Source organism: Marinomonas sp. FW-1, assembly GCF_005222245.1.
In the GTDB taxonomy this organism is placed as follows: Bacteria; Pseudomonadota; Gammaproteobacteria; order Pseudomonadales; family Marinomonadaceae; genus Marinomonas; species Marinomonas alcarazii.
Genome location: NZ_CP025987.1, coordinates 1970104 through 1995921 on the forward strand (window position 1 = coordinate 1970104; position 25818 = coordinate 1995921).

At 42.4% G+C, this 25818-nt stretch carries 24 protein-coding genes; 16 read left to right on the plus strand and 8 right to left on the minus strand.

Annotation, left to right across the window (positions count from 1 at the left end):
- Positions 1 to 118 precede the first annotated feature (118 nt).
- From C1X04_RS09185 to C1X04_RS09225, 9 genes are all read left to right on the plus strand, one after another.
- Positions 119 to 1000 carry an NAD(+) kinase gene (locus C1X04_RS09185; RefSeq protein WP_110572471.1) on the plus strand — a complete coding sequence of 294 codons (882 nt, stop codon included), beginning with the start codon at positions 119 to 121 and terminating at the stop codon, positions 998 to 1000.
- 59 nt (positions 1001 to 1059) lie between these two features.
- A complete protein-coding gene (locus tag C1X04_RS09190; protein WP_137169737.1) occupies positions 1060 to 1941 on the plus strand; it encodes a rhomboid family intramembrane serine protease in 882 nt (293 codons plus the stop codon).
- A gap of 52 nt (positions 1942 to 1993) precedes the next feature.
- Positions 1994 to 2275, plus strand: a complete 282-nt coding sequence (locus C1X04_RS09195; protein WP_110572475.1) for a YeaC family protein — start codon at positions 1994 to 1996, stop codon at positions 2273 to 2275.
- Entirely contained in the window at positions 2275 to 3099 is an 825-nt protein-coding gene (locus C1X04_RS09200) for a DUF2797 domain-containing protein (protein ID WP_110572477.1), read from the plus strand. Before C1X04_RS09195 ends, C1X04_RS09200 begins: the two co-directional genes overlap by 1 nt.
- Positions 3100 to 3112: 13 nt before the next feature.
- Entirely contained in the window at positions 3113 to 5746 is a 2634-nt protein-coding gene (gene pepN, locus C1X04_RS09205) for an aminopeptidase N (protein WP_137169738.1), read from the plus strand.
- A 182-nt stretch (positions 5747 to 5928) separates the two neighbouring features.
- Positions 5929 to 7464, plus strand: a complete 1536-nt coding sequence (locus C1X04_RS09210; protein ID WP_137169739.1) for a hypothetical protein — start codon at positions 5929 to 5931, stop codon at positions 7462 to 7464.
- A 158-nt stretch (positions 7465 to 7622) separates the two neighbouring features.
- Positions 7623 to 11360 (plus strand): methionine synthase, encoded by a 3738-nt coding sequence (gene metH / locus C1X04_RS09215; protein WP_137169740.1) that lies wholly within the window; start codon positions 7623 to 7625, stop codon positions 11358 to 11360.
- A 79-nt stretch (positions 11361 to 11439) separates the two neighbouring features.
- Entirely contained in the window at positions 11440 to 12048 is a 609-nt protein-coding gene (cobO, locus tag C1X04_RS09220) for a cob(I)yrinic acid a,c-diamide adenosyltransferase (protein WP_137169741.1), read from the plus strand.
- 81 nt (positions 12049 to 12129) lie between these two features.
- On the plus strand, positions 12130 to 12483 hold the full coding sequence (locus C1X04_RS09225; protein ID WP_110572488.1) for a RidA family protein: 354 nt from the start codon (positions 12130 to 12132) through the stop codon (positions 12481 to 12483).
- Positions 12484 to 12535: 52 nt separating this feature from the next.
- On the opposite strand, the gene C1X04_RS09230 is transcribed toward C1X04_RS09225, so the two are convergent.
- A complete protein-coding gene (locus C1X04_RS09230) occupies positions 12536 to 13024 on the minus strand; it encodes a Crp/Fnr family transcriptional regulator (protein WP_137169742.1) in 489 nt (162 codons plus the stop codon).
- A 299-nt stretch (positions 13025 to 13323) separates the two neighbouring features.
- Here C1X04_RS09230 and C1X04_RS09235 point away from each other — a divergent pair, with 299 nt between their 5' ends.
- Positions 13324 to 14910: an ABC-F family ATPase gene (locus C1X04_RS09235; protein ID WP_110572492.1), complete on the plus strand. Its 1587-nt coding sequence runs from the start codon at positions 13324 to 13326 to the stop codon at positions 14908 to 14910.
- Positions 14911 to 14980: 70 nt separating this feature from the next.
- Here the strand turns inward: C1X04_RS09235 and C1X04_RS09240 are convergent, their stop codons facing one another.
- From C1X04_RS09240 to C1X04_RS09255, 4 genes are all read right to left on the minus strand, one after another.
- Positions 14981 to 15823 carry an MOSC domain-containing protein gene (locus C1X04_RS09240; RefSeq protein WP_137169743.1) on the minus strand — a complete coding sequence of 281 codons (843 nt, stop codon included), beginning with the start codon at positions 15821 to 15823 and terminating at the stop codon, positions 14981 to 14983.
- Positions 15824 to 15934: 111 nt separating this feature from the next.
- Positions 15935 to 17101, minus strand: coding sequence for a type III PLP-dependent enzyme (locus C1X04_RS09245; RefSeq protein WP_137169744.1), 1167 nt, complete (start codon positions 17099 to 17101; stop codon positions 15935 to 15937).
- Between the two features lie 265 nt (positions 17102 to 17366).
- Positions 17367 to 17786 carry a DUF6691 family protein gene (locus C1X04_RS09250; RefSeq protein WP_137169745.1) on the minus strand — a complete coding sequence of 140 codons (420 nt, stop codon included), beginning with the start codon at positions 17784 to 17786 and terminating at the stop codon, positions 17367 to 17369.
- A 10-nt stretch (positions 17787 to 17796) separates the two neighbouring features.
- Positions 17797 to 18195 carry a YeeE/YedE family protein gene (locus tag C1X04_RS09255; protein ID WP_137169746.1) on the minus strand — a complete coding sequence of 133 codons (399 nt, stop codon included), beginning with the start codon at positions 18193 to 18195 and terminating at the stop codon, positions 17797 to 17799.
- A gap of 166 nt (positions 18196 to 18361) precedes the next feature.
- Here C1X04_RS09255 and C1X04_RS09260 point away from each other — a divergent pair, with 166 nt between their 5' ends.
- Positions 18362 to 18829 (plus strand): hypothetical protein, encoded by a 468-nt coding sequence (locus tag C1X04_RS09260; protein WP_137169747.1) that lies wholly within the window; start codon positions 18362 to 18364, stop codon positions 18827 to 18829.
- Entirely contained in the window at positions 18826 to 19269 is a 444-nt protein-coding gene (locus C1X04_RS09265; RefSeq protein ID WP_137169748.1) for a TerB family tellurite resistance protein, read from the plus strand. The genes C1X04_RS09260 and C1X04_RS09265 overlap by 4 nt, the downstream gene beginning before the upstream one ends.
- 63 nt (positions 19270 to 19332) lie before the next feature.
- On the opposite strand, the gene C1X04_RS09270 is transcribed toward C1X04_RS09265, so the two are convergent.
- Positions 19333 to 19917, minus strand: a complete 585-nt coding sequence (locus C1X04_RS09270) for a Fe-Mn family superoxide dismutase (protein WP_110572506.1) — start codon at positions 19915 to 19917, stop codon at positions 19333 to 19335.
- Between the two features lie 331 nt (positions 19918 to 20248).
- Here C1X04_RS09270 and C1X04_RS09275 point away from each other — a divergent pair, with 331 nt between their 5' ends.
- The 3 genes from C1X04_RS09275 (at position 20249) to cysN (ending at position 23751) form a co-directional block, all read left to right on the plus strand.
- Positions 20249 to 20995 carry a hypothetical protein gene (locus tag C1X04_RS09275; RefSeq protein WP_254682240.1) on the plus strand — a complete coding sequence of 249 codons (747 nt, stop codon included), beginning with the start codon at positions 20249 to 20251 and terminating at the stop codon, positions 20993 to 20995.
- Positions 20996 to 21213: 218 nt separating this feature from the next.
- Positions 21214 to 22119 carry a sulfate adenylyltransferase subunit CysD gene (gene cysD, locus C1X04_RS09280; protein ID WP_110572510.1) on the plus strand — a complete coding sequence of 302 codons (906 nt, stop codon included), beginning with the start codon at positions 21214 to 21216 and terminating at the stop codon, positions 22117 to 22119.
- Positions 22120 to 22137: 18 nt separating this feature from the next.
- Positions 22138 to 23751 carry a sulfate adenylyltransferase subunit CysN gene (cysN, locus tag C1X04_RS09285; RefSeq protein ID WP_110572512.1) on the plus strand — a complete coding sequence of 538 codons (1614 nt, stop codon included), beginning with the start codon at positions 22138 to 22140 and terminating at the stop codon, positions 23749 to 23751.
- Positions 23752 to 23813: 62 nt separating this feature from the next.
- On the opposite strand, the gene C1X04_RS09290 is transcribed toward cysN, so the two are convergent.
- Both C1X04_RS09290 and C1X04_RS09295 read right to left on the minus strand, forming a co-directional pair.
- The gene (locus C1X04_RS09290; RefSeq protein ID WP_110572514.1) at positions 23814 to 24554 is read right to left on the minus strand and encodes a siderophore-interacting protein; all 741 of its coding nucleotides are present in this window, start codon (positions 24552 to 24554) and stop codon (positions 23814 to 23816) included.
- Positions 24555 to 24564: 10 nt separating this feature from the next.
- Positions 24565 to 25011 carry a MarR family winged helix-turn-helix transcriptional regulator gene (locus tag C1X04_RS09295; protein WP_110572516.1) on the minus strand — a complete coding sequence of 149 codons (447 nt, stop codon included), beginning with the start codon at positions 25009 to 25011 and terminating at the stop codon, positions 24565 to 24567.
- Positions 25012 to 25222: 211 nt separating this feature from the next.
- Between C1X04_RS09295 and C1X04_RS09300 the strand changes: the two genes are divergently transcribed.
- The gene (locus C1X04_RS09300) at positions 25223 to 25714 is read left to right on the plus strand and encodes a GreA/GreB family elongation factor (RefSeq protein WP_137169749.1); all 492 of its coding nucleotides are present in this window, start codon (positions 25223 to 25225) and stop codon (positions 25712 to 25714) included.
- Positions 25715 to 25818 lie beyond the last annotated feature (104 nt).

Consider the following 25818-nt stretch of genomic DNA (forward strand, 5'->3'; position numbering starts at 1 on the left):
TCATCGTCTTCATGTTAAAGTTGCGCAACTTATGTAAGACCCACATAAAAATAAAAACCGTTATACACACCTTAGTGGGTTGATTTGTTGACATCGATAGACGGGAAGAGAATGACACATGAGTCTTTTTAGACGTGTTGGTATTATTGCTCGATTAGATAAACCTCAGATTCTTGATACGGTTAAGAAGCTGATGGAATATCTCCAAGAAAAAAACATCGCACCGGTACTTGAAGACCAGTTGGCAACTATGATGCCGGGCGTTAAAGTCGCATCCTCTGCGCTAAAAGAATTGGGAGATCATTGTGACATGGTCATGGTCGTTGGAGGTGATGGTAGTTTCCTCGGCGCAGCAAGAGCAATTTGTAATTACGACATTCCAGTTTTAGGTATCAACCGTGGCACCTTAGGGTTCCTTACCGATATTTCTCCTCATAACCTTCAAGAAGAGTTAGATCCTATTTTTCGTGGTGAATACCACGAAGAAAAACGCTTTATGATCGAGGCCAAAATTAAGCGTCAAAATCGCCCTAGTGGTGAGGGCATAGCACTGAATGATCTAGTGCTTCACCCAGGTAAATCTGCGCGAATGATTCGCTTTGATTTATTTATTGATGATCAATTTGTGATGAACCAAAAGTCTGACGGTTTGATCGTGGCAACGCCAACGGGGTCGACGGCATACGCGTTATCGGCTGGTGGACCTATCATGCTACCAAAATTGGATGCCTTGGTACTGGTTCCTATGCACCCTCATACCTTAAGTAATCGCCCCATTGTGATTGATGCGAATGCAAAAATCCGTATTGTGGTGTGTGAATCCAATCTTACCTACCCAAGCGTGAGCTGTGATGGTCAGTTAAACATTACGGCAGCACCTGGTGATGAAATACATATCACCAAAAAAACGGGGGGGATTCGCCTAATACACCCTAAAAACCATGACTTTTACAATGTGTGTCGTGATAAATTAGGTTGGCAATCCAGTTATCGCCCTTAAAGGGTCGAATAACAGGTTAGTGTTCTTATCATTTTATAAACATATCCTTTAGGGGTTCCATGTATTTTGTTTATCAGTTTCAACAAACAGAAGACCCTAAAGGGTTAAGTGAAGCATTATGGCGACATAAGGTGGCACATCAGATTGTTTCTCAACAAGGACATGATGAGCTATGGATACTAGATCCAAACCAACTTCCAACGGTTGAGCAACTTCTAACCATATGGAAAGATAATCCCTCTTTGTTAGAACAAACCCAACCTAAAGACGTCAAAGCGACATCTCCGGGTGGCATTGTTTCTCAGCTTAAAAAGTCGCCTGTCACAACCATTCTTTTGTTACTCACTCTTCTAGTGGCCGTCCTTACTCAGCTAGGTGCAAACCTCAAGACAGTTGGTTACTTTTCCATAAGTCCGTTTGATATTAGAAATGGTCATATTTATTTTTATGACTTAGCTGAAGTCGTTGCTAAAGGAGAATATTGGCGTTTCTTTACTCCTGCATTACTGCATTTTAGTGTGCTTCATATTGTCTTTAATACCCTGTGGGTATGGGAAATCGGCGGGAAATTAGAGCGTATTTTAGGTTCCATCGTTTGGAGTGTTGGGGTTGCCATCATTGCGGTTTTAAGCAATGTTCTGCAATATCAACTAAGCGGCTATCCATTATTTGGGGGCTTGTCTGGTGTTGTTTACGGCTTGATTGGTTTTGCTTGGCTCGTACCACTATTAAACAAGCGCTGGCCTAATATTATCAGCAAGCACTTAATGTTGTTTTTTACAGTTTGGCTCGCAGTAGGCTATACGCCTTTGCCTGAAATGATAGGACTTGGCAGCATTGCAAACACAGCCCATACCATTGGTTTGCTATCGGGCTTGGTGCTGGCTGTGATCTATTGGTTGGCGACAAAACACCGCCAACATCCGTCAAATCAATTTTAATTTTACCTTTTAATTATAGACTTAGCCTGCTGTAGCGCAGGGAGATACAAAAATGAATTTTAAAGAAATGATCGACAATATGTCGCCTGAAGTTTATGTCAAATTGAAGCAAGCTGTAGAGCTTGGTAAATGGCCCAATGGCGTGAGATTGACCCCAGAGCAAACAGAGTTATGTCTTCAAGCTGTCATTACTTATGACTACAGCAATAAAGAAGAAAAAGACCGCGTGGGATACATTGATACCACAGGGCATAAAAATGTCGGCAAAAAAGATCCAGCAAAAGAACAAGACACGATCAAATGGGTAGGTGATGGCCCTGAGGGGCAAGCTTAATGCTGCAAGGCAACCTCAAAAAAATGTCCACTGAAGTCCGCGATGGTCAGGTTTATTATCATCTTGATTTGGGTAATGAACGCGTTTTAATCAACGACCTCTTGGGTAAGAAAGTCTCTTTGCATATTGATGGCATCATTCATTGTGTTCATTGCAGTAAAGTGACTAAAAAATCATTCAGCCAAGGTTTTTGCTACAACTGTTTCCGAAAGTTGGCTGCTTGCGATACCTGCATCATGAGTCCAGAAAAATGTCATTTCCATTTGGGAACGTGTCGAGAACCTGAATGGGCTGAGCAATATTGCATGCAAAGTCATTATGTTTATTTGGCGAATTCATCGGCACTGAAAGTTGGCATCACCCGTGGCGATCAACTTCCTACCCGCTGGATCGATCAAGGTGCGACACAGGCAAGAGCCTTGTTTCGAGTACAAAACCGCAGAATGTCGGGGTTAGTCGAAACCTTGTTTAAAACCGAAGTGGCAGATAAAACCAACTGGCGAAATATGCTCAAAGGGTCGTCTACCGAACTTGATCTTGAGCAAGAGCAAGAGCGATTAATTGATCGCCTTTACGAAGGCTTAGACTCACTACAGAGTGAATTCGGCTTGCAATCTATAACCGATCTTTCTGATGAAAATGAAACCCATGAGTTTCACTATCCAGTTTTAGAATATCCAACCAAGATCACCAGCCTTAATGCGGAAAAAACGCCACTCATTGAAGGGACTTTAATGGGAATAAAAGGGCAATATTGGATGCTAGATACAGGCGTCATAAATATCCGTAAATACACTGGTTATCAAGCGACATTGACATTTTAGGAGATTAGAACAAATGAAAGAGAGTCAGCCTTCAGTAATTTATTTAAAAGACTATAAAGTTCCTCCTTTTCTTATTGATAAAACAGAGCTCACCTTTGATCTAGACGAAGCCACTACCATCGTGACTTCTCGCCTACATATGCGCCGGAATCCAGCGTTTGGCAAATCAACAGCGCCTTTGGTTCTTGATGGCGGTGAAGATGTTAAATTAATCGGTGTTGCTATGGATGACTACGCATTGCCGCCAGAAGAATACCGTATCAGTGAAGATAAACTGATCATTACTGCCACCGCTGATGAATTTATTCTGACTTGTGAAACTCTAATTGAGCCACAAAATAACACACGCCTAGAAGGCTTATATCGTTCGTCTTCTATGTTCTGTACCCAGTGTGAAGCCGAAGGTTTTCGCCATATTACTTATTACCTAGATCGTCCTGATGTAATGTCCGTGTTTACCACAACCATTATTGCTGACGAAGCACGCTACCCAGTTATGTTGTCTAACGGCAACGAAGTAGAGCGCGGTAAAACGGATGAGGGCAAAACGGTCGTTGTGTGGCACGATCCATTTCCAAAGCCTGCGTATCTTTTTGCCTTGGTAGCGGGTGATCTTGCAGTTAAAAATGATGTCTTTACGACACAAAGCAAGCGCGATATAAAACTGCAAATTTTCACTGAGTCCCATAATATCGACAAAGTCGATTATGCGATGGAAGCGCTAAAACGTTCCATGCGTTGGGACGAAGAAACTTACGGTCGCGAATACGATCTGGACATTTTCATGATCGTTGCCGTGGATGACTTCAATATGGGCGCAATGGAAAACAAAGGATTGAATATTTTCAATTCATCATGTTTGCTAGCTAGCCCAGAAACCACCACAGATGATACGTATTTGCGTGTTGAAGCTATTGTCGCTCACGAATATTTTCATAACTGGTCAGGTAATCGCGTCACTTGCCGTGACTGGTTCCAATTAAGTCTAAAGGAAGGTTTTACGGTCTTTCGTGATCAAACCTTCTCTGCCGATATGCATTCAGACACAGTAAAACGTGTTGAAGACGTTTCTTTTCTAAAAACAGCGCAGTTTGCTGAAGATGCTGGTCCTATGGCGCATCCGGTACGCCCAGCATCTTTTATCGAAATTTCAAACTTTTACACCCTGACTGTTTACGAAAAGGGCGCTGAAATTGTACGTATGATTCACACCTTGTTAGGTGCTGAAAAATTCCGAGCCGGTTCCGATTTGTATTTTGATCGTCACGATGGTCAAGCGGTAACTTGTGATGATTTTGTTGCAGCGATGCAAGATGCCTCTGGCGTTGATCTTACGCAATTTAAGCGCTGGTACTCTCAAGCGGGAACACCGATTGTCACAGTGACAGATCGTTTTGACGAAGCAACAGGTACATATCGTTTAACCATGAAACAAGATACACCTGCCACCCCAGGTCAACCAACAAAATTACCTCTGCATATTCCAGTGCGTGTTGGCTTGCTTGACCAACAAGGCACGGTTATATCTGCTGAAGTAAACGGTGTGACAGCAGAAGATCATGTATTGCACCTCAATGCCAGTGAGCAAGAATTTGAGTTTAGCGGTTTGACTTCTAAGCCTGTACCGTCTTTGTTACGAGGCTTTTCGGCACCCGTTAAATTACGTTATGACTATTCTTCGAAAGACCTATTGTTATTGCTGTCTTCCGATTCGGATGGGTTTAATCGTTGGAGCGCTGCTCAGCAACTCGCTGTTAATGAGTTAACCACTCTTATTAATCAGGCAATAGAAGGGCAAATCTTATCTATTGACTCGCAATTAGTGCATGGCTTTAAAGCATTGCTAAATGATGAAACGCTCGACCCAGCAATGGTTGCTTTAATTCTTGCCTTGCCGAGTCAAGCTTATTTGTCTGAACTAGCAAATCCAATATACCCAGCGGCCATTAAACAGGCCCGCGAGTACTTAAAAGGGCAATTGGCTAATGCGCTGGAGACTGACTTTGAGCGAGTCTATCGTCAACATAAAATTCAAGGTGAATACCAACCCGCCGCTGAAGACATCGCTCATCGTTCATTGAAAAACATCGCCTTATCTTACTGGGTGGAATCGGGCAGTGAGCTCGCTCAACAAGAGCTTGTTGCACAGTTCAAAACAGCCAACAATATGACAGATCAGTTTGCTGCACTTTCTATTGTGGTTAATACCCAGCAAAAACAAGCCGTTGAACTATTGGAAGCCTTCTACGAACAGTGGAAAGCGGAACCATTGGTGGTCAATAAATGGCTTATGTTAAGTGCAAGCCAAGAACAAGAAACCGCTTTGGAAACGGTAAAAGGCTTAATGGAACATCCTGCCTTTGACCTAAAGAACCCAAATAAGGTTCGCTCTGTTCTCGGTGGTTTTGGACAAAGTATTAGCGGTTTCCATAAGATGGATGGCAGCGGCTATCATTTCTTGGCAGATCAGATAATTTTGTTAAATAAGCGTAACCCACAAATTGCTTCTCGCCTTTGTACACCATTAACTCGTTGGAAAAAAATGCAACCTGAGTTAAGTATAAAAATGAAAGCAGAGCTTGAGCGTATATTGGCAGAAGACTTATCTAAAGATGTTTATGAAGTGATTTCAAAAAGTCTTGCCTAGCAAGTTTTAGATTATTCTTTCGTCGATATTCAAAGCCCCCAATGTTTTTCATTGGGGGCTTTTTTGTGTATGGCTTATAATAATTTGAGTTCTATCTTTACTGGTTCTTTGCATTCTATACTTAAATCTGGCATAAGAGAGGATAACTTATTGTCGACCTTGAGTTTATTAAGGAGCGAAACATGAAAAGCAATAAAACACAGTTTATTCCTATTGCTTTAGGATTATTATTGTCAGCCTGTAGTACAACGTCCAGCCAGCAAACGTCATCATCTATCGACAATGACGTGGTTGAACCCACAACCGCTACAGCAGTCAAATCAGCAAGCAATGACTCCAACGCTGAACTTATTCAAAACCTTCAGACTCAACTAGACAACAACAAAGCGCAGCTTTCGTTGCTTAATCAATCCCTTGATGAGAAAGATAGCTTAATCGCCTCGCTTCAAAAAACAGCACTAACAGCTGAAACCCTAGCGACTTTAGAAAAACAAAAACAATCCCGAGCAGAACTCGAATCACAATATTCAGCGTTAAAACTGGATAATGAATTATTACGCCGTCGTATTAGTCAGCTTGAAAATGAAAATGGATCATTAAAAAAACAAGTCGCCAGTCTTGAAGCAATGCCAGCATCACAAGATGGTTTTAAACAAAGCTATCTTGAGCTATTAGGTGAAAATACAGAGTTACAAGCAAAGTATGCAAATCTTCAAACAGATAACAAAGCCCTTCAAAAACAGCTTTCAGACCTTAAACAAGAAAACCTAATTCTTGCTGGTGAGTTATCTGACGCCCGAGCTCGACATCAAGCATTATCAGAGAGACTTTCTAATCTAAACGATAACTCTGTGATTCCTAATTCAACAACCCAGCCTGTGATACAAACAGATAACGGTGCTTTTTATGACCGTGATAATGCCCAATTACGTGTTGAATTGATTAATCTGCAAAAGCAAGTAACAGATCAAAAAGCACTAATAGAAGAATATAAAAGTGACATTGTTAAGTTGGAAGCAGCATTAGATGAGGGCGCAGCCTATGAGCAGCGCTGGAAAGACTTAAATGCGAAATTGTCACTTGCACAGCAAAATAATGCTACGTTAACTGCCAAGCTAGAAGCCGCAGAAACGGCTCTTAGCACGACTGAGTCTGAACTAAGCGCTGTATCAGATCGCCTTACTAGCACTCAGCAAGCACTTCAGAGTAATGAGAATAATGGCATATCGGTCAACGCAACGATCGAATCCTTGCAATCTCAGCTAGGTTCAAGACTACAGAATGTCAGCTGGCAGCTACCAGACGAAATGGCGCTGCACAACAACTTTGAAATTCTGGTTTCTGCTGATGTACAGCCATTTATATCAGGTCAAACTTATCAAGCTGAGCTGGTAGTAGACAGTGATATTCAAATGATTAGCGATCGAGTTGCAAATGCTATGGTGCAAAATGGTCGTTTGCAATGGCGCTGGCGTGTTGCTGGGTTAAATGAGAAACCTGACGCGCAATTAAACCTATTTGTTAACCAACAAATGAATTTCCAAGATCAGGTATTTCAAAGACAAATTTATCGTGGTAGTGAAACCTTATCATTAGTCAATACGAACTTGTTCGATAAATACGGCTATTGGGGCATGGCAATTTTGCTTGGCCTGATAGGAGGTTTCCTTATCGGCCGAATTAACAAATCAAAAAACGCCCAAGAATTTAACTCTTAGGCCATTAATTTACTGTTATCTTCACGAAGCTGGCTCCTTTGAGCCGCTTCGTGATTGCCTTTTCTCGAATCATTCAACACTGCATTACTTTTTTTCAACGCGACAAGCCCAACTTTTCGGTATAGTACTCTTGCATATTCTTTTTTGAGGTGGTGAGAGTGGTAAAGTCCGATTCGTATTCTATTATTGAGAAACGACTAGCTGAAAACATATTGATTCTAGATGGCGCCATGGGCACCATGATTCAGGGATACAAATTAGAAGAACAAGACTATCGTGGCGAGCGCTTTGAAGATTGGGAAAGTGACCTAAAAGGCAACAATGATCTTCTTTCATTGACTCAACCAAAGATCATCAAAGACATTTATTCCAGCTACCTTGCTGCTGGCGCAGACATTATTGAAACAAATACTTTCAATGCCAACTACATTTCCATGTTGGATTATCACATGGAAGATCTCAGCTATGAGCTTAACTTTGAATCTGCACGCTTAGCACGTGAAGCCGCTGACGAATTTACCAAGCAAAACCCAAGCAAACCTCGTTTTGTTGCTGGCGCGGTTGGCCCGACAAGTCGTACTTGTACGATTTCCCCTGATGTTAACGACCCAGGCTTCCGTAATATTCACTTTGATGAACTTGTTGAAGCCTATACCACAGCAGTAGATGGTTTAATTAAGGGTGGTGTCGATCTCATTTTAATCGAAACGATCTTCGATACTTTAAACGCAAAAGCGGCCATTTACGCTGTATTAGATTACTTTGAGAAAACGGGTGTACGCTACCCAATCATGATTTCGGGCACCATTACCGATGCCTCTGGCCGTACTTTATCTGGACAAACAACCGAAGCATTCTGGAATTCTATTTCGCACGCTAAACCTATTTCTGTCGGCTTAAACTGTGCACTAGGGCCGAAAGAACTACGCCAATACGTAGAAGAGCTTTCACGTATTGCAGACACTCACGTATCTGCTCACCCAAATGCAGGCTTACCCAACGCCTTCGGCGAATACGATGAATCGCCTGAAGAAATGCTTGAAGAAATTCAGGGTTGGGTTGATTCTGGATTCTTGAACATTATTGGCGGTTGTTGCGGTACTGCGCCGGCACACATTGAAACCTTTGCCAAAGCATTTGCAGACGCGACTCCGCGCGTTATTCCAGTTATCGAAAAGGCTTGTCGTCTATCGGGTCTTGAACCATTTAACATCGACGGAGGTAGCTTATTTGTTAACGTGGGTGAACGTACTAATGTCACCGGTTCAGCGATGTTCAAACGCCTTATTAAAGAAGGTGACTTTGATACTGCGCTGGATGTTGCTCGCCAACAAGTTGAGAACGGTGCGCAAATCATCGACATCAACATGGACGAAGGCATGTTGGACTCGCAAGCAGCGATGGAGCGATTCCTTAAGCTGATTGCCTCTGAACCAGATATCTCACGTGTGCCCATCATGCTGGATTCTTCAAAATGGGAGATTCTAGAAGCCGGCCTGAAATGGATTCAAGGTAAAGGCGTCGTCAACTCTATCAGTATGAAAGAGGGCGAAGATAACTTCCGTGAGCAAGCGCGCAAATTAATGAAATACGGAGCCGCCGTTATCGTCATGGCATTTGACGAAGTGGGTCAAGCGGATACTCGTGCTCGAAAAATAGAAATATGCCGACGTTCATATCATATCTTGGTTGATGAAGTTGGTTTCCCACCAGAAGACATTATTTTCGATCCAAATATCTTTGCCATCGCCACAGGCATTGAGGAACACAACAGATACGCCTTGGATTTTATCGAAGCTACGGGTGATATCACTCGTGAACTGCCTTATGCCAAAGTGTCTGGTGGCGTGTCTAACGTCTCTTTCTCCTTTCGTGGTAATAACCCCGTACGTGAAGCGATTCATGCTGTGTTCTTGTACCACGCGATCAAGCAAGGCATGACGATGGGGATTGTGAATGCGGGGCAACTTGCCTTGTATGAAGACATCCCGCTGAAACTACGCGATGCCGTCGAAGACGCTGTACTTAATCGCACACCAGAAGCAACGGATAACTTGTTAGCAATCGCTGGCGAGTTTGCGGGTAACGGCGAAGTAGCGGAAAAAGAAACTCAAGAGTGGCGTGGTTTGCCTGTTTCTGAGCGCCTTAGTCACGCTCTAGTAAAAGGCATTACAGAGTTCATCGATGATGACACAGAAGAGGCTCGCCAAGCTTATGCTCGCCCATTAGAGGTAATTGAAGGGCCTTTGATGGACGGAATGGGCATTGTCGGTGACTTATTTGGCTCCGGCAAAATGTTCCTGCCTCAGGTGGTAAAGTCTGCTCGAGTAATGAAAAAAGCCGTTGCTTATTTGATGCCTTTCATCGAAGAAGAAAAACGTCTCAATATGGACACAGCTTCTTCTAGTAATGGCAAGATCGTTATGGCAACAGTGAAGGGCGATGTACATGATATCGGCAAGAATATTGTTGGTGTTGTTCTGCAGTGTAATAACTTCGAAGTCATCGACCTTGGGGTTATGGTGCCAGCAGAAAAAATCCTGCGGACCGCCAAAGAAGAGGGCGCAGACATGATTGGCCTGTCTGGCTTAATTACACCATCTCTTGATGAAATGGTGCATGTGGCCAAAGAAATGGAGCGCCAAGGATTCGATTTGCCGGTAATGATCGGCGGCGCAACCACATCGAAAGCCCACACGGCCGTTAAAATTGAGCAGAACTACAAACGCAATCAGGTGGTGCATGTTACCAATGCATCTCGCAGCGTAGGTGTTGCCAGCGCTTTATTAAGCAAAGACAAAGAGCGCTATCAAGCCTTTGTCGACGACATTAAAGCGGACTACGAGAAGACACGAATTCGCTATAAAGATCGCGCGAAAGCCGGCCGTCGAGTTTCTTTGGATAAAGCGCGTCAAAATAAGGCCCCAATAGCGTTTGATGGTGGAAATATTGTAAAACCCAACAAGCTGGGCGTTACTGTTTTAAACGAAAACGATATCGATCTTAATCTAGTTAAAGACTACATAGACTGGACACCATTTTTCCAAACTTGGGAATTGGCGGGCGCTTATCCTCGCATTCTGACTGACGAAGTAGTTGGCGAAGAAGCCACCCGAGTATATAAAGATGCGCTTAAAATGTTAGACGAAGTGATTGCGAGTAAATGTTTGCAAGCACGTGCGGTTGTTGGTTTGTTTCCAGCGAACCAGACAAACCATGATGACATTGAAATCTATGCGGATGAATCGCGTAATGACGTTATCGAACGTTTGTCTTTCTTACGCATTCAAAATGAATTGACGGCTCCTGGTAAATACAACCATAGCTTGGCCGATTTTATAGCGCCAAAAGAAAGTGGTGTCGCTGATTATATAGGGGCTTTTGCTTGTGCGGCAGGTTTTGGTATCGATCCATTGGTAGAAAAATACGAAGCGGATCATGATGATTACAATTCTATTATGATCAAGGCGGTTGCAGACCGTTTGGCCGAAGCGACAGCAGAGTACTTGCATGAAAAAGTTCGTAAGGAATTTTGGGGCTATGCTGAAGCAGAATCGTTAACCAATGAACAATTGATCAAAGAAAAATACCAAGGTATTCGTCCGGCACCTGGTTATCCTGCTTGTCCGGATCACACAGAAAAAGCCAAGCTTTGGACTCTGTTAGATGTGAAAGAAAACATCGAGATGGAGATCACAGAAAGCTTTGCAATGATGCCTACCGCAGCAGTGAGTGGGTGGTATTTTGCCCACCCAGATGCAACTTACTTCGGTATTGGTAAGATTGGGCCAGATCAGGTTGATGATTACGCAGATCGTAAAGGGATGAGTAAAGATGATGCCGAAAGGTGGCTAGCCCCTAACCTTGGCTATGACCCTGAAGACGACCGTATTTAATTTATGTTTGCAATTATGAGGCCTTATTTGTACGTAAGTATGAATAAGGCTTTCGTTCTATTTAGTAGCAAGAGGCATTATGTCAAAAGCAATTAAGGACCCAGAAAAACACCAACAGCGCATGCAAAATATCAAAAAGCATGTCGATAAGCGTATTGCTAAAGCTCAAGAAGACAAAGGCACTTTTGTGCTTTTGACAGGGAATGGAAAAGGCAAGTCCAGTTCAGCATTGGGAATGGTCGCTCGTGCTCTAGGCCATGGAATGAAAGTCGGTGTCGTGCAATTTTTAAAAGGCGAGTGGAACACTGGCGAAATCGATTTTTTTAAACAACAAGAAAATGTTCGATGGGAAATCATGCCGTCAGGCTTTACTTGGGAAACGCAAAATAGAGACGCAGACATAGCGTCTTCAGAGGAAGCTTGGTCCAATGCATTGAGCATGCTCAATGATCCTGACATCGATTTGGTTGTATTGGATGAACTGACTTATCTGCTTCACTACGAATACCTGAATGAAGACGAAGTGTTGAAAGCCTTGATGAATCGCCCTGAAAACCAACATCTTGTTGTGACTGGACGTGGCGCCTCTGAAGCATTGATCGAACTTGCTGACACAGTAAGTGAGATAAAAGAAGTAAAGCACGCCTTTAAACGTGGAATAAAAGCGCAAAAAGGGCTGGAATTTTAGAGGCTTCTGCCTTTATAGTGAAACACTTAAAAATTATAAATATAAAAAAGTATATTCTTTCTTAATGAAATAGAGGTAATTATGGCAACAATTGAGCGCATGGAAGTTGGTCAACGCATGAGCCGTATCGTTAAACACAACGAGACAGTTTATTTATGCGGCCAGGTGGGTGCGGATGCAAATACGGATATCACTGAGCAAACGAAAACCATGCTAGAAAAAGTTGATGTTCTATTAGAGCAAGCTGGCTCAGACAGATCTTATATTTTATCAGCAACAATTTACCTTCGAGATATGAAAGACTTTACAGCAATGAATGCGGTTTGGGACACATGGATTCCTAAAGGCCACGCACCAGCTCGAGCGTGTGTAGAGGCAAGACTGGCAAGACCTGAACTGCTAGTTGAAATATCCGTGGTCGCCGCTATTAAGTAATGACCCGTTATTTATGAATCGACTAATAGTGCAATTCATTAGTCGATTCATTTCATTTCTCAAGCTCATCATATTCAACCAAGGCATTACTCAATTCTCGTATTGTTCTTGCCATATCTCGCGATAAGTTCATCAACAGAATACCGAAATCAAACGGATGTTGATCATGAAAATCACTAAACAACTGGCTTGAGACCTCTAACAAAAGAGAATCTTCTAATGCGCATAGACTGCCGACACGCTCATGCAGGGCAATCATAGACACAAAGCCAATCGCTTCACCAAAACAAACAGTTCTGGTTCGCAATTTTTTATCATTATGTTGCTTGTAGAAATCTAACTTTCCATGCAAGACAGCATAAAAGCTTCCGCCTTTGCTACCATAGGAAAAAACCTCATCACCTTTTGCTACTTTATGCAAAACGCCTTCGTCTAGTAAAAACTGAATTGAAGGGTCTGACAAAGCGCCAAAAATAGAGCCTTCTTTTAGGTGCGCTGGCGATATATCGTACTGTGTCGCTACTGCTAAGACGGTTTCCATATCTCTCTCCGTCAGTGGTTATAACTATATCATCGGCGGTTATCATGATTTCTAAATAGCCAATGGATATATATTAGTTTTAGTCCTATCCAGTCAAAAGATCAGTATCATTTTGTATTCCGTTTGTGGGTTATTGACTCTATGTGTAACAGTTAGTTCGAGCTTTTTTTCACAATAAGCACTTTCTTCCTTAAAGACTCGCCTAGTTCTGTGCGATAATGCGCCGCATAATCTTTGCTCTTATGACGAAAAACAGATAAAAGCAAAAAAACTTACCTCATGATAAACGGAAGAATACTTTGTTAACGACGGCTAACATCACCATGCAATTTGGTGCAAAACCTCTTTTTGAAAATGTCTCTGTGAAGTTTGGAGAAGGCAAGCGCTACGGTCTAATCGGAGCGAATGGATGTGGTAAATCTACGTTCATGAAAATTCTAGGCGGTGATCTAGAACCAAGCTCTGGTAATGTTTCTAAAGATCCGAATGAGCGTCTTGGTAAATTGAAGCAAGATCAGTTTGCCTACGAAGAGTATTCCGTTATTGATACTGTCATTATGGGTCACACTGAGCTTTGGGCAATTAAATCTGAAAAAGATGCCATTTACGCAAACCCAGAAATGACTGAAGCTGATGGTTTACGTGCTGGCGACTTGGAAGCTGAGTTCGCTGAAATGGACGGTTACACCGCTGATGCTCGTGCTGGAGAATTGCTACTAGGCGTTGGTATTCCTATAGAACAACATTATGGCTTAATGAGCGAAGTCGCTCCTGGCTTAAAACTTCGTGTATTGCTTGCTCAGGCCTTGTTCTCTGATCCAGAAATTCTATTGCTTGACGAGCCAACCAACAACTTGGACATCAACACTATTCGCTGGTTGGAAGGTGTTTTGGTCGAGCGTAATTGCACTATGATCATCATTTCCCATGACCGTCACTTCTTAAACTCTGTTTGTACTAACATGGCAGATTTAGACTACGGCGAATTGCGCTTGTTCTCTGGTAACTACGATGAGTACATGACAGCGGCGACTCAAGCTCGTGAGCGTCTATTATCAGACAATGCGAAGAAAAAAGCGCAGATTAACGAGCTAAAATCCTTCGTTAGCCGCTTCTCTGCCAACGCTTCAAAATCGAAGCAAGCAACATCACGTGCTAAACAAATTGATAAAATTCAGCTAGAAGAAGTAAAACCTTCCAGCCGACAGAATCCATTTATTCGCTTCGAGCAAGAGAAAAAGCTACATCGTATGGCCGTGCAAATCGAAAACGTAGCCAAATCTTATGATGAAGAACTATTCAGTGGCTTAAACATGATGGTCGAAGTCGGTGAGCGCATTGCGGTTATCGGGCCAAACGGTATCGGTAAAACGACTTTGCTAAAATGTTTGGTTGGCGATACAGAGCTTACCAAGGGCGAAGTGAAATGGTCAGAAAACGCCAATATTGGCTACTACGCCCAAGATCATGCCCATGAATTCGAAAAAGACGTTGACCTAATCGAATGGATGGGACAGTGGGGGCAAGAAGGCGACGACGAGCAAGTTATTCGTGGCACTTTGGGACGCCTGCTTTTCTCTCAAAACGACATTAAGAAATCCGTAAAAGTGCTTTCTGGTGGTGAACAGGGTCGTATGCTATTCGGTAAGTTGATGCTGCAAAAGCCTAACGTACTCGTTATGGATGAGCCAACTAACCACATGGATATGGAATCGATCGAGTCTTTGAACTTGGCGCTTGAAAACTACCCTGGCACTTTGATCTTTGTCAGCCATGACCGCGAATTCGTATCGTCCTTGGCGACTCGTATCGTCGAAGTAACCAGTGATGGCATTGTCGATTTCCACGGCACTTACGACGAATACTTAGCGAAACAAGAAGCCTAATTTCACTAAGCATTGATGATAAAAAAGAAGGCCAAGTGCCTTCTTTTTTTATGGGTCTAAAAGAGCAGTGTTAGGCTTTTCTTCTGTCTAGATACTGTTCAGGCTCTCTATATTCAAGCACTTCAATACTATCGCCTAGATGAATGCTACCTGAATTTAGGGCGATCATATTTATACCAAATGTGACACCATCTTTACCAAGTAGACGAAACTTGCCAAGTGTCTTAAGTGGTTCGCCTTTCCCTATTTTTTCTGCTGTCTTTGGGTTTAATGTTGTGAATATACAACGAACACAAGGTTTTACATTTTCAAATTCGACTTGGCCAATTCGAATGCGTTTCCAACTGTCTTCTTCAAATGGCGAGTTTCCTTTCACAACCAAATTGGGTCTGAATTGCATCATGTCGATGTCTTTAGGACAGCTACGATTAAGTTCTGCAAGTGAGGCTTCTGTTGTTAATAGAAATGGATAGCCATCAGCAAAAGCGACAGGTGAATCTGGCCTACGACTAGTAAAACGCTCGGACGCTTTACCAAAGTAAACAAGTTGTACCGGCTCTCCAGCGATCTCGCTAAACCAAGCGTCTATATTTTCATTACTGGTTTGTCCCTGCACAATATCATCCCACACGGACACACTTTTATATTGGCCGCTAAAAATATCAGGATTAATGGTAATGTTTTCAGGCATATCTGGATGTGAAAGTGTCCATTGGTTCTCTCCAGTAAGCTGTGCAGATATTAACGTAATATTTGGGTGTTCACGTCCAGTGATAAATAAGCCATTAGGTTTTACCATCATGTAACGTCGATCACCCCATAGGCCAGAAAAGTCTACCTGACTCGTCTTTAGTGAGATGCCTTGCACCGATTTAATAGGATAAATGACCAGGTCACTGAGGGAATAATGCATGAGTGCTCCTTGTATAAACTCTCATTATTATTCCCCATAGCGAAGCATGATGCCAATAAAAAAGCCCTAGAATGGATTATTCTAGGGCTTCTAATTTAGTGCTTGAAAAGCTTATAGATAATATGACGCCAAAGGAGGGAAGCCATTAAATTCTACCGCACTATAAGTTGTGGTGTAGGCACCAGTCGACAACCAGTACATACGATCACCTATCGCCAAATTCAGTGGCAGGCCATACTTGTAGTTCTCGTACATGATATCGGCGCTGTCACAGGTTGGACCGGCAATAATAACTTCCTCTAATTCACCACCTTTATCAACATGAATTGGGTACTTGATAGATTCGTCTAGCGTTTCAATAAGGCCAGAGAACTTACCAACATCTGTAAATACCCAACGATTCAATGCAGTGTGTGATTTACGAGAAATCAAAACAACTTCACTTACTAAAACACCAGCGTTAGAGATTAAAGAGCGACCTGGTTCCAGAATGATTCTTGGTAAATCAGTACCAAAATCTTCTTCCAAGAAGCGTTTAATTTCTTCTGCGTACGTTGCCAAGTCATTCGTACGAGCAATATAGTTAGCAGGGAAGCCGCCGCCCATATTTATCATCTCTAATACGATGCCATCTTCTTCTTTAAGGCGTTCAAATATTACTTTAACGCTAGCGATAGCCGCATCCCACGCACCGATATCACGTTGCTGTGAACCAACATGGAAAGAAACGCCATAAGGAATCAAGCCTAATTCTTTTGCAAGCACCAGTAGGTCCATCGCCATGTCTGGACGGCAGCCAAATTTACGTGAAAGAGGCCAGTCTGCTGTTACTGTACCTTCAGTTAAAATGCGAACGTAAACTCGAGAGCCAGGGGCTGCTTTTGCAATATTGCGCAGATCCGCTTCTGAGTCTGTCGCGAACATGCGAACACCTTTCTCGTAAAAGTAACGAACGTCTTTTGCTTTCTTAATTGTGTTTCCGTAGCTCACTTGCTCTGGAGAGATGCCACCAATTGCAAGCAATTTATCTAGTTCATAACGTGATGCAACGTCAAAGTTTGAGCCACGGTCACGCAGTAACTTTAAAATCTCTGGCGCTGGGTTTGCTTTAATAGCATAAAAAATATCAGCAGCCGGAAAGCCTTTTGTTAATTCAGTGTATGCTTCATCGATGATTTCGGTATCGATGACAACAAATGGCGTGTCTTTGGTTTCAGCAAAGGCTTTAAAACGGGCAAAGCGTTCTGGTGTGTAGAAAGAATTGACGTCAACAGTCATGGGCAAAAGCTCCTTAATTATGCAAAACATAAACCGATTAAATAAGTAAACGCCTTTACCTTCTCCCGTCCTACTTATGGCTGTTACTTATCCGGCAAAATGGCCTTAAGCGACTAGCGCAGCAGTTGAAGCGGTGCGGATTATGTTCAGCAATGACGCGGGCGAAATTTAAGACGCAAGGCGTCTTTGGTCAAGTATTTTTTCATATTTTAGACCAAAAAAAAGAGACTGCGAGCGTCTCCTTTTTTTTTAGGGATTTCATTGTCTATTTTTGCGATGAAAGCGACTGTAAATGATGTAATCCACTGCCAATTATCAAAGCGATAACAAAATAAAATCCCTCTGCAGGATTGTTCACTAACGCCGTCAAACCAGGCCCAGGGCAATACCCACTTAATCCCCAGCCAATACCAAAAAGAATGGCGCCAATAATTAGTTTCGCATCGATTTGACGCATTACTGGCACTTGCCAACTATGGGATAAAAGCGGCTTAAGTTGCTTATTTTTGATGATGTAGCCAAGCATGCCAACCGCAATAGCGCTGGCCATTACTATGATAAGTGATGGGTTCCAATTACCAAGAATATCTAAAAAGCCTAAGACAACAGCTGGATTGGTCATTTCAGCAAATGCCAATCCTAGACCAAACAGGATACCTGCGAGGAGTGTTATGATTGCAGACATGTTAGTTCTCCTAATTTAAGACCATCACGGTCAGAATGGCTGCCAACATAAATGTTGCTGTGGCGACAATTGAACGAGGCGATAATCGTGAAATACCGCAAACACCATGGCCGCTTGTGCACCCGCCGCCTAGTCGCGTGCCATATCCAACTAATAGTCCAGATGCGATAAGTAACCAAGGGCTTCTTATTTCAGGAAAATCCACTGTTTGCTCTGTGAGCGTTCCGTAAGCGGCACCCCCAATAATTAGCCCAACAATAAATAAGAAAGGCAGGAAGCGCTCTTTAGAGAAAAGCAGTTGCGACAAAATTCCGCTGATACCGATCACTTTACCAAGGGTTAAAAGGTATATCGTTGCTGTTAGGCCTATGAGCAGACCTCCAACTAAAGGGTTGAAAATCGTATCCATTGTTACATCCTCATGTTTATATTAGTTAATTCTAATGCACTTTATAAGAAAACTCTAATGTAATATTTGCTCTATTTTCTTCTCCACATGTGCACAGTGTTTATTCATTAGCATACTGATATTAATCACTCTTCATTGTATTCTTAATTATCTTGAGGAGAGACAAATGAACGAGTTGTGGCTAGGGGCGTCAGCAGAAAGTGCCGATTACATTTTCTTGTTGCCAAATAGACCCGAATTTCCGCCCCATTTACTAAAAAAAGATTATCCCCATGTTGATGTGACCACTTTGATTGCCATTAACGGAAACCACTGGCGAAAAATTTTTACCATTATGGCGAAACTGGCTGCACCAGAACTCAGTACTTGGCGAACCTTTCGCGATAACGATTTATTAACAAGAGTAGGCATTGCTTTTTCAGCACATCAAATTCAAAACGTTAATGGCGTTGTCTTTATTGTAGGTAAGACGTTTGAAGATGCCTGCCCAATTTCAGAACAAGCAAGGTTGATAGGGGAGAAACAACACGCCAGAGTCGATCTTCCTTATGTCTGGTGCCCCTATTTAGACTATCGTCAATTTCCTAATAGCCTTATTGATACTCTACGCGAGTACATTTTGGAGAAAAAATGATTACAGCATTAAAAAACCTTTTTAAGCTACCTGTAGAACAGGTTGAGCAAATATCTTATCAAAAAGCCGTTGCTGCGCTATTAATGGAGGTCATGCTTGCGGATCATAAAGTCGATGAGCAGGAAAAAAAGCAGGTAAAAGAGTTTCTACGTGAAATAAGTGACTTGGGCGAAGACATTGATGTTTTGTATGAAGAAGCGAAGTCAGGCGTAGATGAAGCAAATGATTTGTATCAATTTACCAAAGTGATTAATGATGGAGCGACATTGGAGCAAAAAATGTTACTGCTAAAAGGTTTGTGGCGAGTGGCTTTGGCAGACGGAGACATTGACTCTTATGAGGATCACAGAATAAGAAGAATTAGCGAATTGCTATTCATGCCTCACTCAGAGTTCATACAGGCGAAATTGTCAACGCAAGCAGAAATGAAGGCAGAATGAATGAAAATAAAAATGCGGCCCTTAGGCCGCATTTTTTGACTGGTCTAAATCTAAGACTAAGGCTTACGCTGCGAAGTTCGCTGCTGCGAATTCCCAGTTTGCAAGTGCCCAGAAACCTTTAAGGTAATCAGGACGAACATTGCGGTAGTCAATATAATAAGCGTGTTCCCAAAGATCGACAGTGATGATCGCTGTTTGACCGCTTGTCATAGGAGTTCCAGCATTGCTTGTGTTGACGATTTCAAGAGAACCATCTGCGTTCTTAACCAACCAAGTCCAGCTAGAACCAAAGTTGTTTACAGCTTTGTCGTCAAATGCTGCTTGGAACTCTGCGAAAGAACCCCATTTTGCATTGATTGCATCAGCTAGAGCGCCAGTTGGCTCGCCGCCGCCATTAGGGCTTAGGCTGTTCCAGAAAAACGTGTGGTTCCAGATTTGAGCAGCATTGTTGAAAACAGGACCCGCTGGAGCAGAGACAATGATCTCTTCAAGCGTTTTATTTTCGTATTCAGAACCTGGTACTAAGCCGTTCAATTTAACAACATATGTGTTGTGATGCTTGCCGTAGTGGTATTCAAGCGTCTCAACAGACATGTGAGGCTCTAGTGCGTCTTTAGCATAAGGAAGAGCGGGTAATTCAAAAGCCATTTCAATTCTCCTTGCTTTTTATTTAACGAAAAATGCTTGTGATCAAGCAGTTAATGGTGCTTATATAGTATCACCGAACATCTTAAGATAATATTACTTAGGTTTGTTCTTGAGCTATTTTCCATAATTTTTGTTAATAACGATATATAAGATTTCCATGCGAAAAGATGATGATGTTGAGATCCCAAGCCTGACTCTGGATCATGATGAAGTCAGCGAAAGAAGGCCTAGCGCTGTCAAGCCTAAGAGCCAGACAACCCCTACACCCACAAGGCCAGCGCATGCACCAAATATTGTGCATAAAAAACAAAGCCTTGTTGGAGTCTATCTTTTGTTAATTCTCTTGCTGATAGTCTCGGCAGGTGCCGGTTATTGGCTGTGGCAACAAAATATACAGCTGCGTAACGAGTTGTATGGTGCTAAAAGTGAAATACAAAATTTAGATCATCAGTTACTTGCTGCCGATGTGTCCGCCAATAAGCAGGGCGAAACATTGGAAGAAACACTAAACAACCATGCCAGCGAAATCCGCAAATTGTGGGGTGTTTCATACGATACAAACAGAAAGTCCATCGCCAGCAATAACGCTGCAATTGATGAAATGCAAAAAAAGCTTTCGACAATGCGAGACACGATATCGACCCAATCTAAGCGCATTGCGGTTCAGGCAGAAGCGTTTAACGAAGTTGAAGCGGGTTTTAATAAGCTGGTTCCCACCGTCGCCAATATTGATGAAACCGTTAAATCAATTGCTGTGGAGCAGGGTGAGCAGGCTAAGCAACTACAATCAGCTGAAAAAATGATCACAGCACAAAGCGGTAAGAATGAAGCTCAAGCATTAAGCCTAGAGCAACTGTCTCAAAGTTTAGCCGCCTTAGAGAAGAAAGTCGCATCAATAGAAACACAGGCGTTAGGATCAAATAACGCTGAAATGGCAACTTTTGAACAAACGCTAGCTAGACATCAGGAAGCGATAGAATCAAGTGATACATTTAGGGTTCAGGTGAACGCTGAAATAATTCGATTGCGTAAGCAAATTAATCAATTGATGTTAGAACAGCAACTAACCAACGAATAGTAAAATATTTCGTACCAATTTGTGCATAAGGCCGATTATTTCGGCCTTTTTTATGCCTGTCTAACTTTGCCTTGCCATATTCACAACACACTAATCGGCCATATATGGCTTTTTAACTATCTATATTCCACTAAAGTCTAGACACCACTCTTTTTATAACTTTATAGCATGTTATAGTTTGGAAAATGCTGAATCCTGATATATAGAGATGGGAAATTATGACAGAGGCAAGACTTACTCACTTAAAACAACTAGAAGCTGAAAGCATTCACATAATACGTGAGGTTGCGGCTGAATTTGATAACCCAGTAATGCTTTACTCTATTGGTAAAGATTCAGCGGTGATGCTACACCTTGCAATGAAGGCTTTCTATCCAGGTAAACCACCGTTTCCGCTTATGCACGTGGACACTGGCTGGAAATTTAAAGAGATGATTTCATTCCGTGATGAAATGGTAGCTAAGCTAGGTCTAGAGCTTATTGTTCATCAAAACCAAGAAGGCATTGAGCAAGGTATTGGGCCATTCACACATGGTAGTTCCAAGCACACAGATGTCATGAAAACCCAAGCTTTGAAACAAGCTTTAGATAAATATGGTTTTGATGCAGCTTTTGGTGGTGCCCGCCGAGATGAAGAGAAATCACGTGCGAAAGAGCGAGTTTACTCTTTCCGTGACAAACAGCATCGTTGGGACCCAAAAAATCAACGTCCAGAATTGTGGAATATCTACAACGGTAAGGTTAACAAAGGCGAAAGCATCCGCGTTTTCCCATTATCAAATTGGACCGAGTTGGATATTTGGCAATACATTTATCTGGAAAGCATCCCAATTGTGCCACTGTATTTTTCAGAAAAGCGCCCAGTTGTAGAGCGTGACGGCACATTGATCATGGTTGACGATGAACGCATGCCGTTGAATGGCGAAGTGCCAGAAATGAAATCTGTTCGTTTTCGTACTCTGGGTTGCTATCCATTAACGGGGGCGGTTGAGTCTGAAGCCGCTTCGTTACCTGAAATTATTCAGGAAATGCTGCTAACAAGAAGCTCTGAGCGACAAGGGCGAATGATTGACCACGATTCATCCGGGTCAATGGAAGAGAAGAAGAAACAAGGCTATTTCTAAGTTTGGAGTAAAGAAAGAATGTCTCACCAATCAGAATTGATCAGCCAAGACATACTTGGTTATTTGAAACAACACGAAGAAAAAGACTTATTACGTCTTCTTACTTGTGGCAACGTTGACGATGGAAAAAGTACATTAATTGGACGCCTGCTTCATGACTCAAAGTTGATTTATGAAGACCACCTTGATGCGGTTAAACGTGATAGTAAAAAATCCGGTACTCAAGGTGAAGAAGTGGATTTGGCTTTGCTTGTTGATGGTCTTCAAGCAGAACGAGAGCAGGGCATCACAATTGATGTGGCTTATCGATACTTTTCGACCGAAAAGCGTAAATTCATTATCGCCGATACACCAGGCCACGAGCAGTACACTCGCAACATGGCGACGGGCGCATCGACCTGTGACCTTGCTATTATTTTGATCGACGCTCGCTATGGCGTGCAAACCCAGACGCGACGCCATAGCTATATTGCTTCTCTTTTGGGTATTAAGCATGTTGTCGTTGCGATAAACAAAATGGATTTGGTGGATTTCTCTGAAGAGAAGTATGAACAAATCAAAGCGGATTATTTAAAATTTATTGGTCAACTTGGTGATCGCCAACCGGAAGACATTCATTTTGTTCCTATGTCAGCTTTACGTGGCGACAATGTGGTGAATGCTTCAGAAAGTACGCCTTGGTATCAAGGTGGATCACTCATGTCTATTCTAGAAACTGTACAGATTAACCGCGATGTGAAACGTGATTCTTTCCGTTTTCCAGTCCAGTACGTTAATCGACCTAATCTAGACTTCCGTGGTTTCTCTGGAACGATTGCCGCAGGCGCTGTGAAACCTGGAGATAAAGTGGTTGCTTTGCCATCTGGCAAAACGTCGACAGTGGAAAGAATCGTTACTTTTGATGGTGACCTTGAAACCGCTAAAGCAGGACAAGCCGTTACCATTACATTGGAAGATGAAATTGATATCAGCCGCGGTGATATGCTTTCACATCTCGGCCAAGAGCCTCTCATTGGAACGACACTGCGCTCGTCAATAGTTTGGATGGCAGATCACCCTCTGGTGCCTGGTAAATTGTATGACTTCAAGATTGGAACACAAACGGTTCCTGGAAAAGTTCATCACTTCAACCACAGAGTTGATGTAAACACCCTCGAAGTGAGTGATATAGACTCTTTAGAGTTAAATGGCATTGGCGATGCAGTTATTCAATTCGATGCTCCTGTCGCTTTTGATGAATACACGGATAGCCGCTTTACTGGCGCTCTCATCATTATCGATCGCCTGACAAACGTCACTGTGGGTGCTGGCATGGTTGAAGAGGCTGTTGCAGAGCTAGACCAAGAAACGCTTGTAACGGCAGAAGATCGTGCGGCTCGACTTGGACAGAAACCAGCCGTCATTGCTCTTACTAGTGATGTGCTCGCGCAAAGCGAAGTCCTTGAGCGTCTATTATTGCGCCAAGGGGTTGTCGCATTAGTCAAAGCAGATGCAACGGCAGCTGATGCAGCACTAATCCGTCAGACAGGGATTGCCTTTTTGATCGCTGATTCGGCTATTGCGGACTCGCAGATAACAGAAACGGCATTGGATGAAGTGGTTGATTTAATCGCTGAAAGCGTATTGCTATAAGTCTGTAAAATTGCAAAAAGCCACTTCATGATGAAGTGGCTTTTTGATTAATTTTTTACTAATCAAGCAGTGGCTTCAAGGTCAACTCGTTTAACAACTTTATGTTGATCTTCATTGCTGCCGAGCTTCCAATAGCTAGATATATACAACCTGTCTTTTTGAATTTCTTTTTCACTCTTAAAGAATGAGCGCAGTGCTTTCATACTGCTGAATTCGCAAGCAGCCCAAACTGAAACGCTTCCTTCAGGCCATGAAAGTGACTTCACTTCATCAAGCAGTGAGCTGTTATTTTCACCAGGATGCGCATTGATCACCCATTTTAACTCGATGCCAGCAGGGTGCTTTAATGGCTGAATATCAGCCTCAGAGATAACTTCCAAAATGGCAAACCCCTTAGCGTCATGGGGCAACTTTTCTAAATTAACACTGATCGCTGGAAGGGCCGTCATATCTCCAACCATTATTTGCCAATCGGCCGATTCTTCAATGAGCTTCTTCGGTCCAGGTCCGCCAACGAAAATCTTGTCATTTGGCTGAGCCTGCTTTGCCCAAGTGGATGCGGGCCCTCCATCTTCGTGCAGAACAAAATCAATGTCGATTTCGCTTTCTCTTTGGTAGCGAATGGTATAGGTACGAATTAACGGCTTTTGATCTTCTCTGGGAAAAATAAGTTTTACATAGCCACTTTCTTGATCTTCTGGAATGGTATTAATCTCATCACCACCCAAGGTTATACGCAACATATGAGGGGTCACTTGTGATTTTTTAATAACAACCAACTCTCTTTGTTGAGGCTTGCTCATTACGTGCTCCTTAATTTTGTTTGTCGCATTCCGTTAATGAGAGACTGTCGCTAATCATTATGTTCGAAATACGTATGAAATCCTCTATTTGATGATCCGTTAAATTACGGGTCATTCGTTCTACTGCCGTATGTTCTAGCATCATAATTCTGGAAAGCTGCTCTCGGCCGGAGTCTGTCAAGCTCAATAACTGGCTACGATGATTTTCTGGGTTACTGGCTTTGGTTATATAGCTTTTAGTAAGCAATTCCTTTAGAACGCGTGTAACCTGAGATTTATCTAAAGAAAGCTTGTCAGAAATATCTTTCGCACTGCAGTTGTGGATCTTATCAATACACTTTAAAGAGCGTATGTGGGTTACCGGCATGGCGATGTCTGCTTCTAATGCAGCAGCGCGAATTTGATGCCGATAGTTATGCATTAGTCGATGAAGTGACTCACCAATATTTTCTTTCATGTAACCTCTAAAATGCTTAATGAATTATTAATATATGAGAACGATTATCAATATACAGATTTTGGTTGATAATATCAACTGACAAAAAAAGGCAGCACATTAAAACCACGATTCTTGTCATTTTTACTAACGTCGAAAGTACTAACAAGTCTCTTTTTTTATTTGCTTGAATCGCTACAATGCATGCATCAATACTAAGTAGATTTAAAAAGTGGATAAAAAATCGGTACATCAAGCCATTAAAAACGCATTATTACAGCGCTTTGAAACCGCAAAATGGGCTGCTAAGCAAGCCCATGATGCCGCCACAAATGACGAAAGCGTTGCTGAAAATAAGTACGATACATTTGGGCTTGAGGCTTCCTATTTGGCTCACGGCCAATCGCAGCGAGTTTTAGACTGTGAAAAAGACTGGCTACGTTTCAATAAAAAATCTGTGGATATTTTTAATCAGGACGAGGCTATTAAGTTATGGGCTCTAGTCAGGCTTGAAGGGATTGAGGTGGCTGACGGAGCTGAAAAATATTTTTTTATTTCTCCATGTGCAGGAGGATTAACGGTCGAAGTAGACGAGAAAACAGTTTATCTCGTCACAAGCTCAAGCCCTGTTGGAAAAGTTCTGCTTGGAAAACTGACCGGGGACGAGGTCGAATTGCTACAAAATGGCAAGCAAACGGCTTACGAAATAACCAGTATCAGTTAATAGCGAATATTGTAGCGGACAAATTTAGGTCAGCCTCTAGAGAGTCGGCTTATGTTCGCATATAATGTTTTGCCTTAAATTATTCAGCTCTTTCGTTTAGTACA

What these genes read in the sequence shown, in the direction of transcription:
- cysD (WP_110572510.1), top strand. Translation starts at nt 21,214, where the DNA reads ATGACAGAGGCAAGACTTACTCACTTAAAACAACTAGAAGCTGAAAGC.
- C1X04_RS09250 (WP_137169745.1), bottom strand. Translation starts at nt 17,786, where the DNA reads ATGTCTGCAATCATAACACTCCTCGCAGGTATCCTGTTTGGTCTAGGA.
- C1X04_RS09240 (WP_137169743.1), bottom strand. Translation starts at nt 15,823, where the DNA reads ATGCATTATTCCCTCAGTGACCTGGTCATTTATCCTATTAAATCGGTG.
- C1X04_RS09230 (WP_137169742.1), bottom strand. Translation starts at nt 13,024, where the DNA reads ATGGAAACCGTCTTAGCAGTAGCGACACAGTACGATATATCGCCAGCG.
- C1X04_RS09210 (WP_137169739.1), top strand. Translation starts at nt 5,929, where the DNA reads ATGAAAAGCAATAAAACACAGTTTATTCCTATTGCTTTAGGATTATTA.
- C1X04_RS09245 (WP_137169744.1), bottom strand. Translation starts at nt 17,101, where the DNA reads ATGACTGTTGACGTCAATTCTTTCTACACACCAGAACGCTTTGCCCGT.
- C1X04_RS09290 (WP_110572514.1), bottom strand. Translation starts at nt 24,554, where the DNA reads ATGAGCAAGCCTCAACAAAGAGAGTTGGTTGTTATTAAAAAATCACAA.
- C1X04_RS09190 (WP_137169737.1), top strand. Translation starts at nt 1,060, where the DNA reads ATGTATTTTGTTTATCAGTTTCAACAAACAGAAGACCCTAAAGGGTTA.
- C1X04_RS09185 (WP_110572471.1), top strand. Translation starts at nt 119, where the DNA reads ATGAGTCTTTTTAGACGTGTTGGTATTATTGCTCGATTAGATAAACCT.
- C1X04_RS09255 (WP_137169746.1), bottom strand. Translation starts at nt 18,195, where the DNA reads ATGGATACGATTTTCAACCCTTTAGTTGGAGGTCTGCTCATAGGCCTA.
- C1X04_RS09260 (WP_137169747.1), top strand. Translation starts at nt 18,362, where the DNA reads ATGAACGAGTTGTGGCTAGGGGCGTCAGCAGAAAGTGCCGATTACATT.
- cysN (WP_110572512.1), top strand. Translation starts at nt 22,138, where the DNA reads ATGTCTCACCAATCAGAATTGATCAGCCAAGACATACTTGGTTATTTG.
- C1X04_RS09270 (WP_110572506.1), bottom strand. Translation starts at nt 19,917, where the DNA reads ATGGCTTTTGAATTACCCGCTCTTCCTTATGCTAAAGACGCACTAGAG.
- C1X04_RS09200 (WP_110572477.1), top strand. Translation starts at nt 2,275, where the DNA reads ATGCTGCAAGGCAACCTCAAAAAAATGTCCACTGAAGTCCGCGATGGT.
- C1X04_RS09195 (WP_110572475.1), top strand. Translation starts at nt 1,994, where the DNA reads ATGAATTTTAAAGAAATGATCGACAATATGTCGCCTGAAGTTTATGTC.
- C1X04_RS09295 (WP_110572516.1), bottom strand. Translation starts at nt 25,011, where the DNA reads ATGAAAGAAAATATTGGTGAGTCACTTCATCGACTAATGCATAACTAT.
- cobO (WP_137169741.1), top strand. Translation starts at nt 11,440, where the DNA reads ATGTCAAAAGCAATTAAGGACCCAGAAAAACACCAACAGCGCATGCAA.
- pepN (WP_137169738.1), top strand. Translation starts at nt 3,113, where the DNA reads ATGAAAGAGAGTCAGCCTTCAGTAATTTATTTAAAAGACTATAAAGTT.
- C1X04_RS09225 (WP_110572488.1), top strand. Translation starts at nt 12,130, where the DNA reads ATGGCAACAATTGAGCGCATGGAAGTTGGTCAACGCATGAGCCGTATC.
- C1X04_RS09265 (WP_137169748.1), top strand. Translation starts at nt 18,826, where the DNA reads ATGATTACAGCATTAAAAAACCTTTTTAAGCTACCTGTAGAACAGGTT.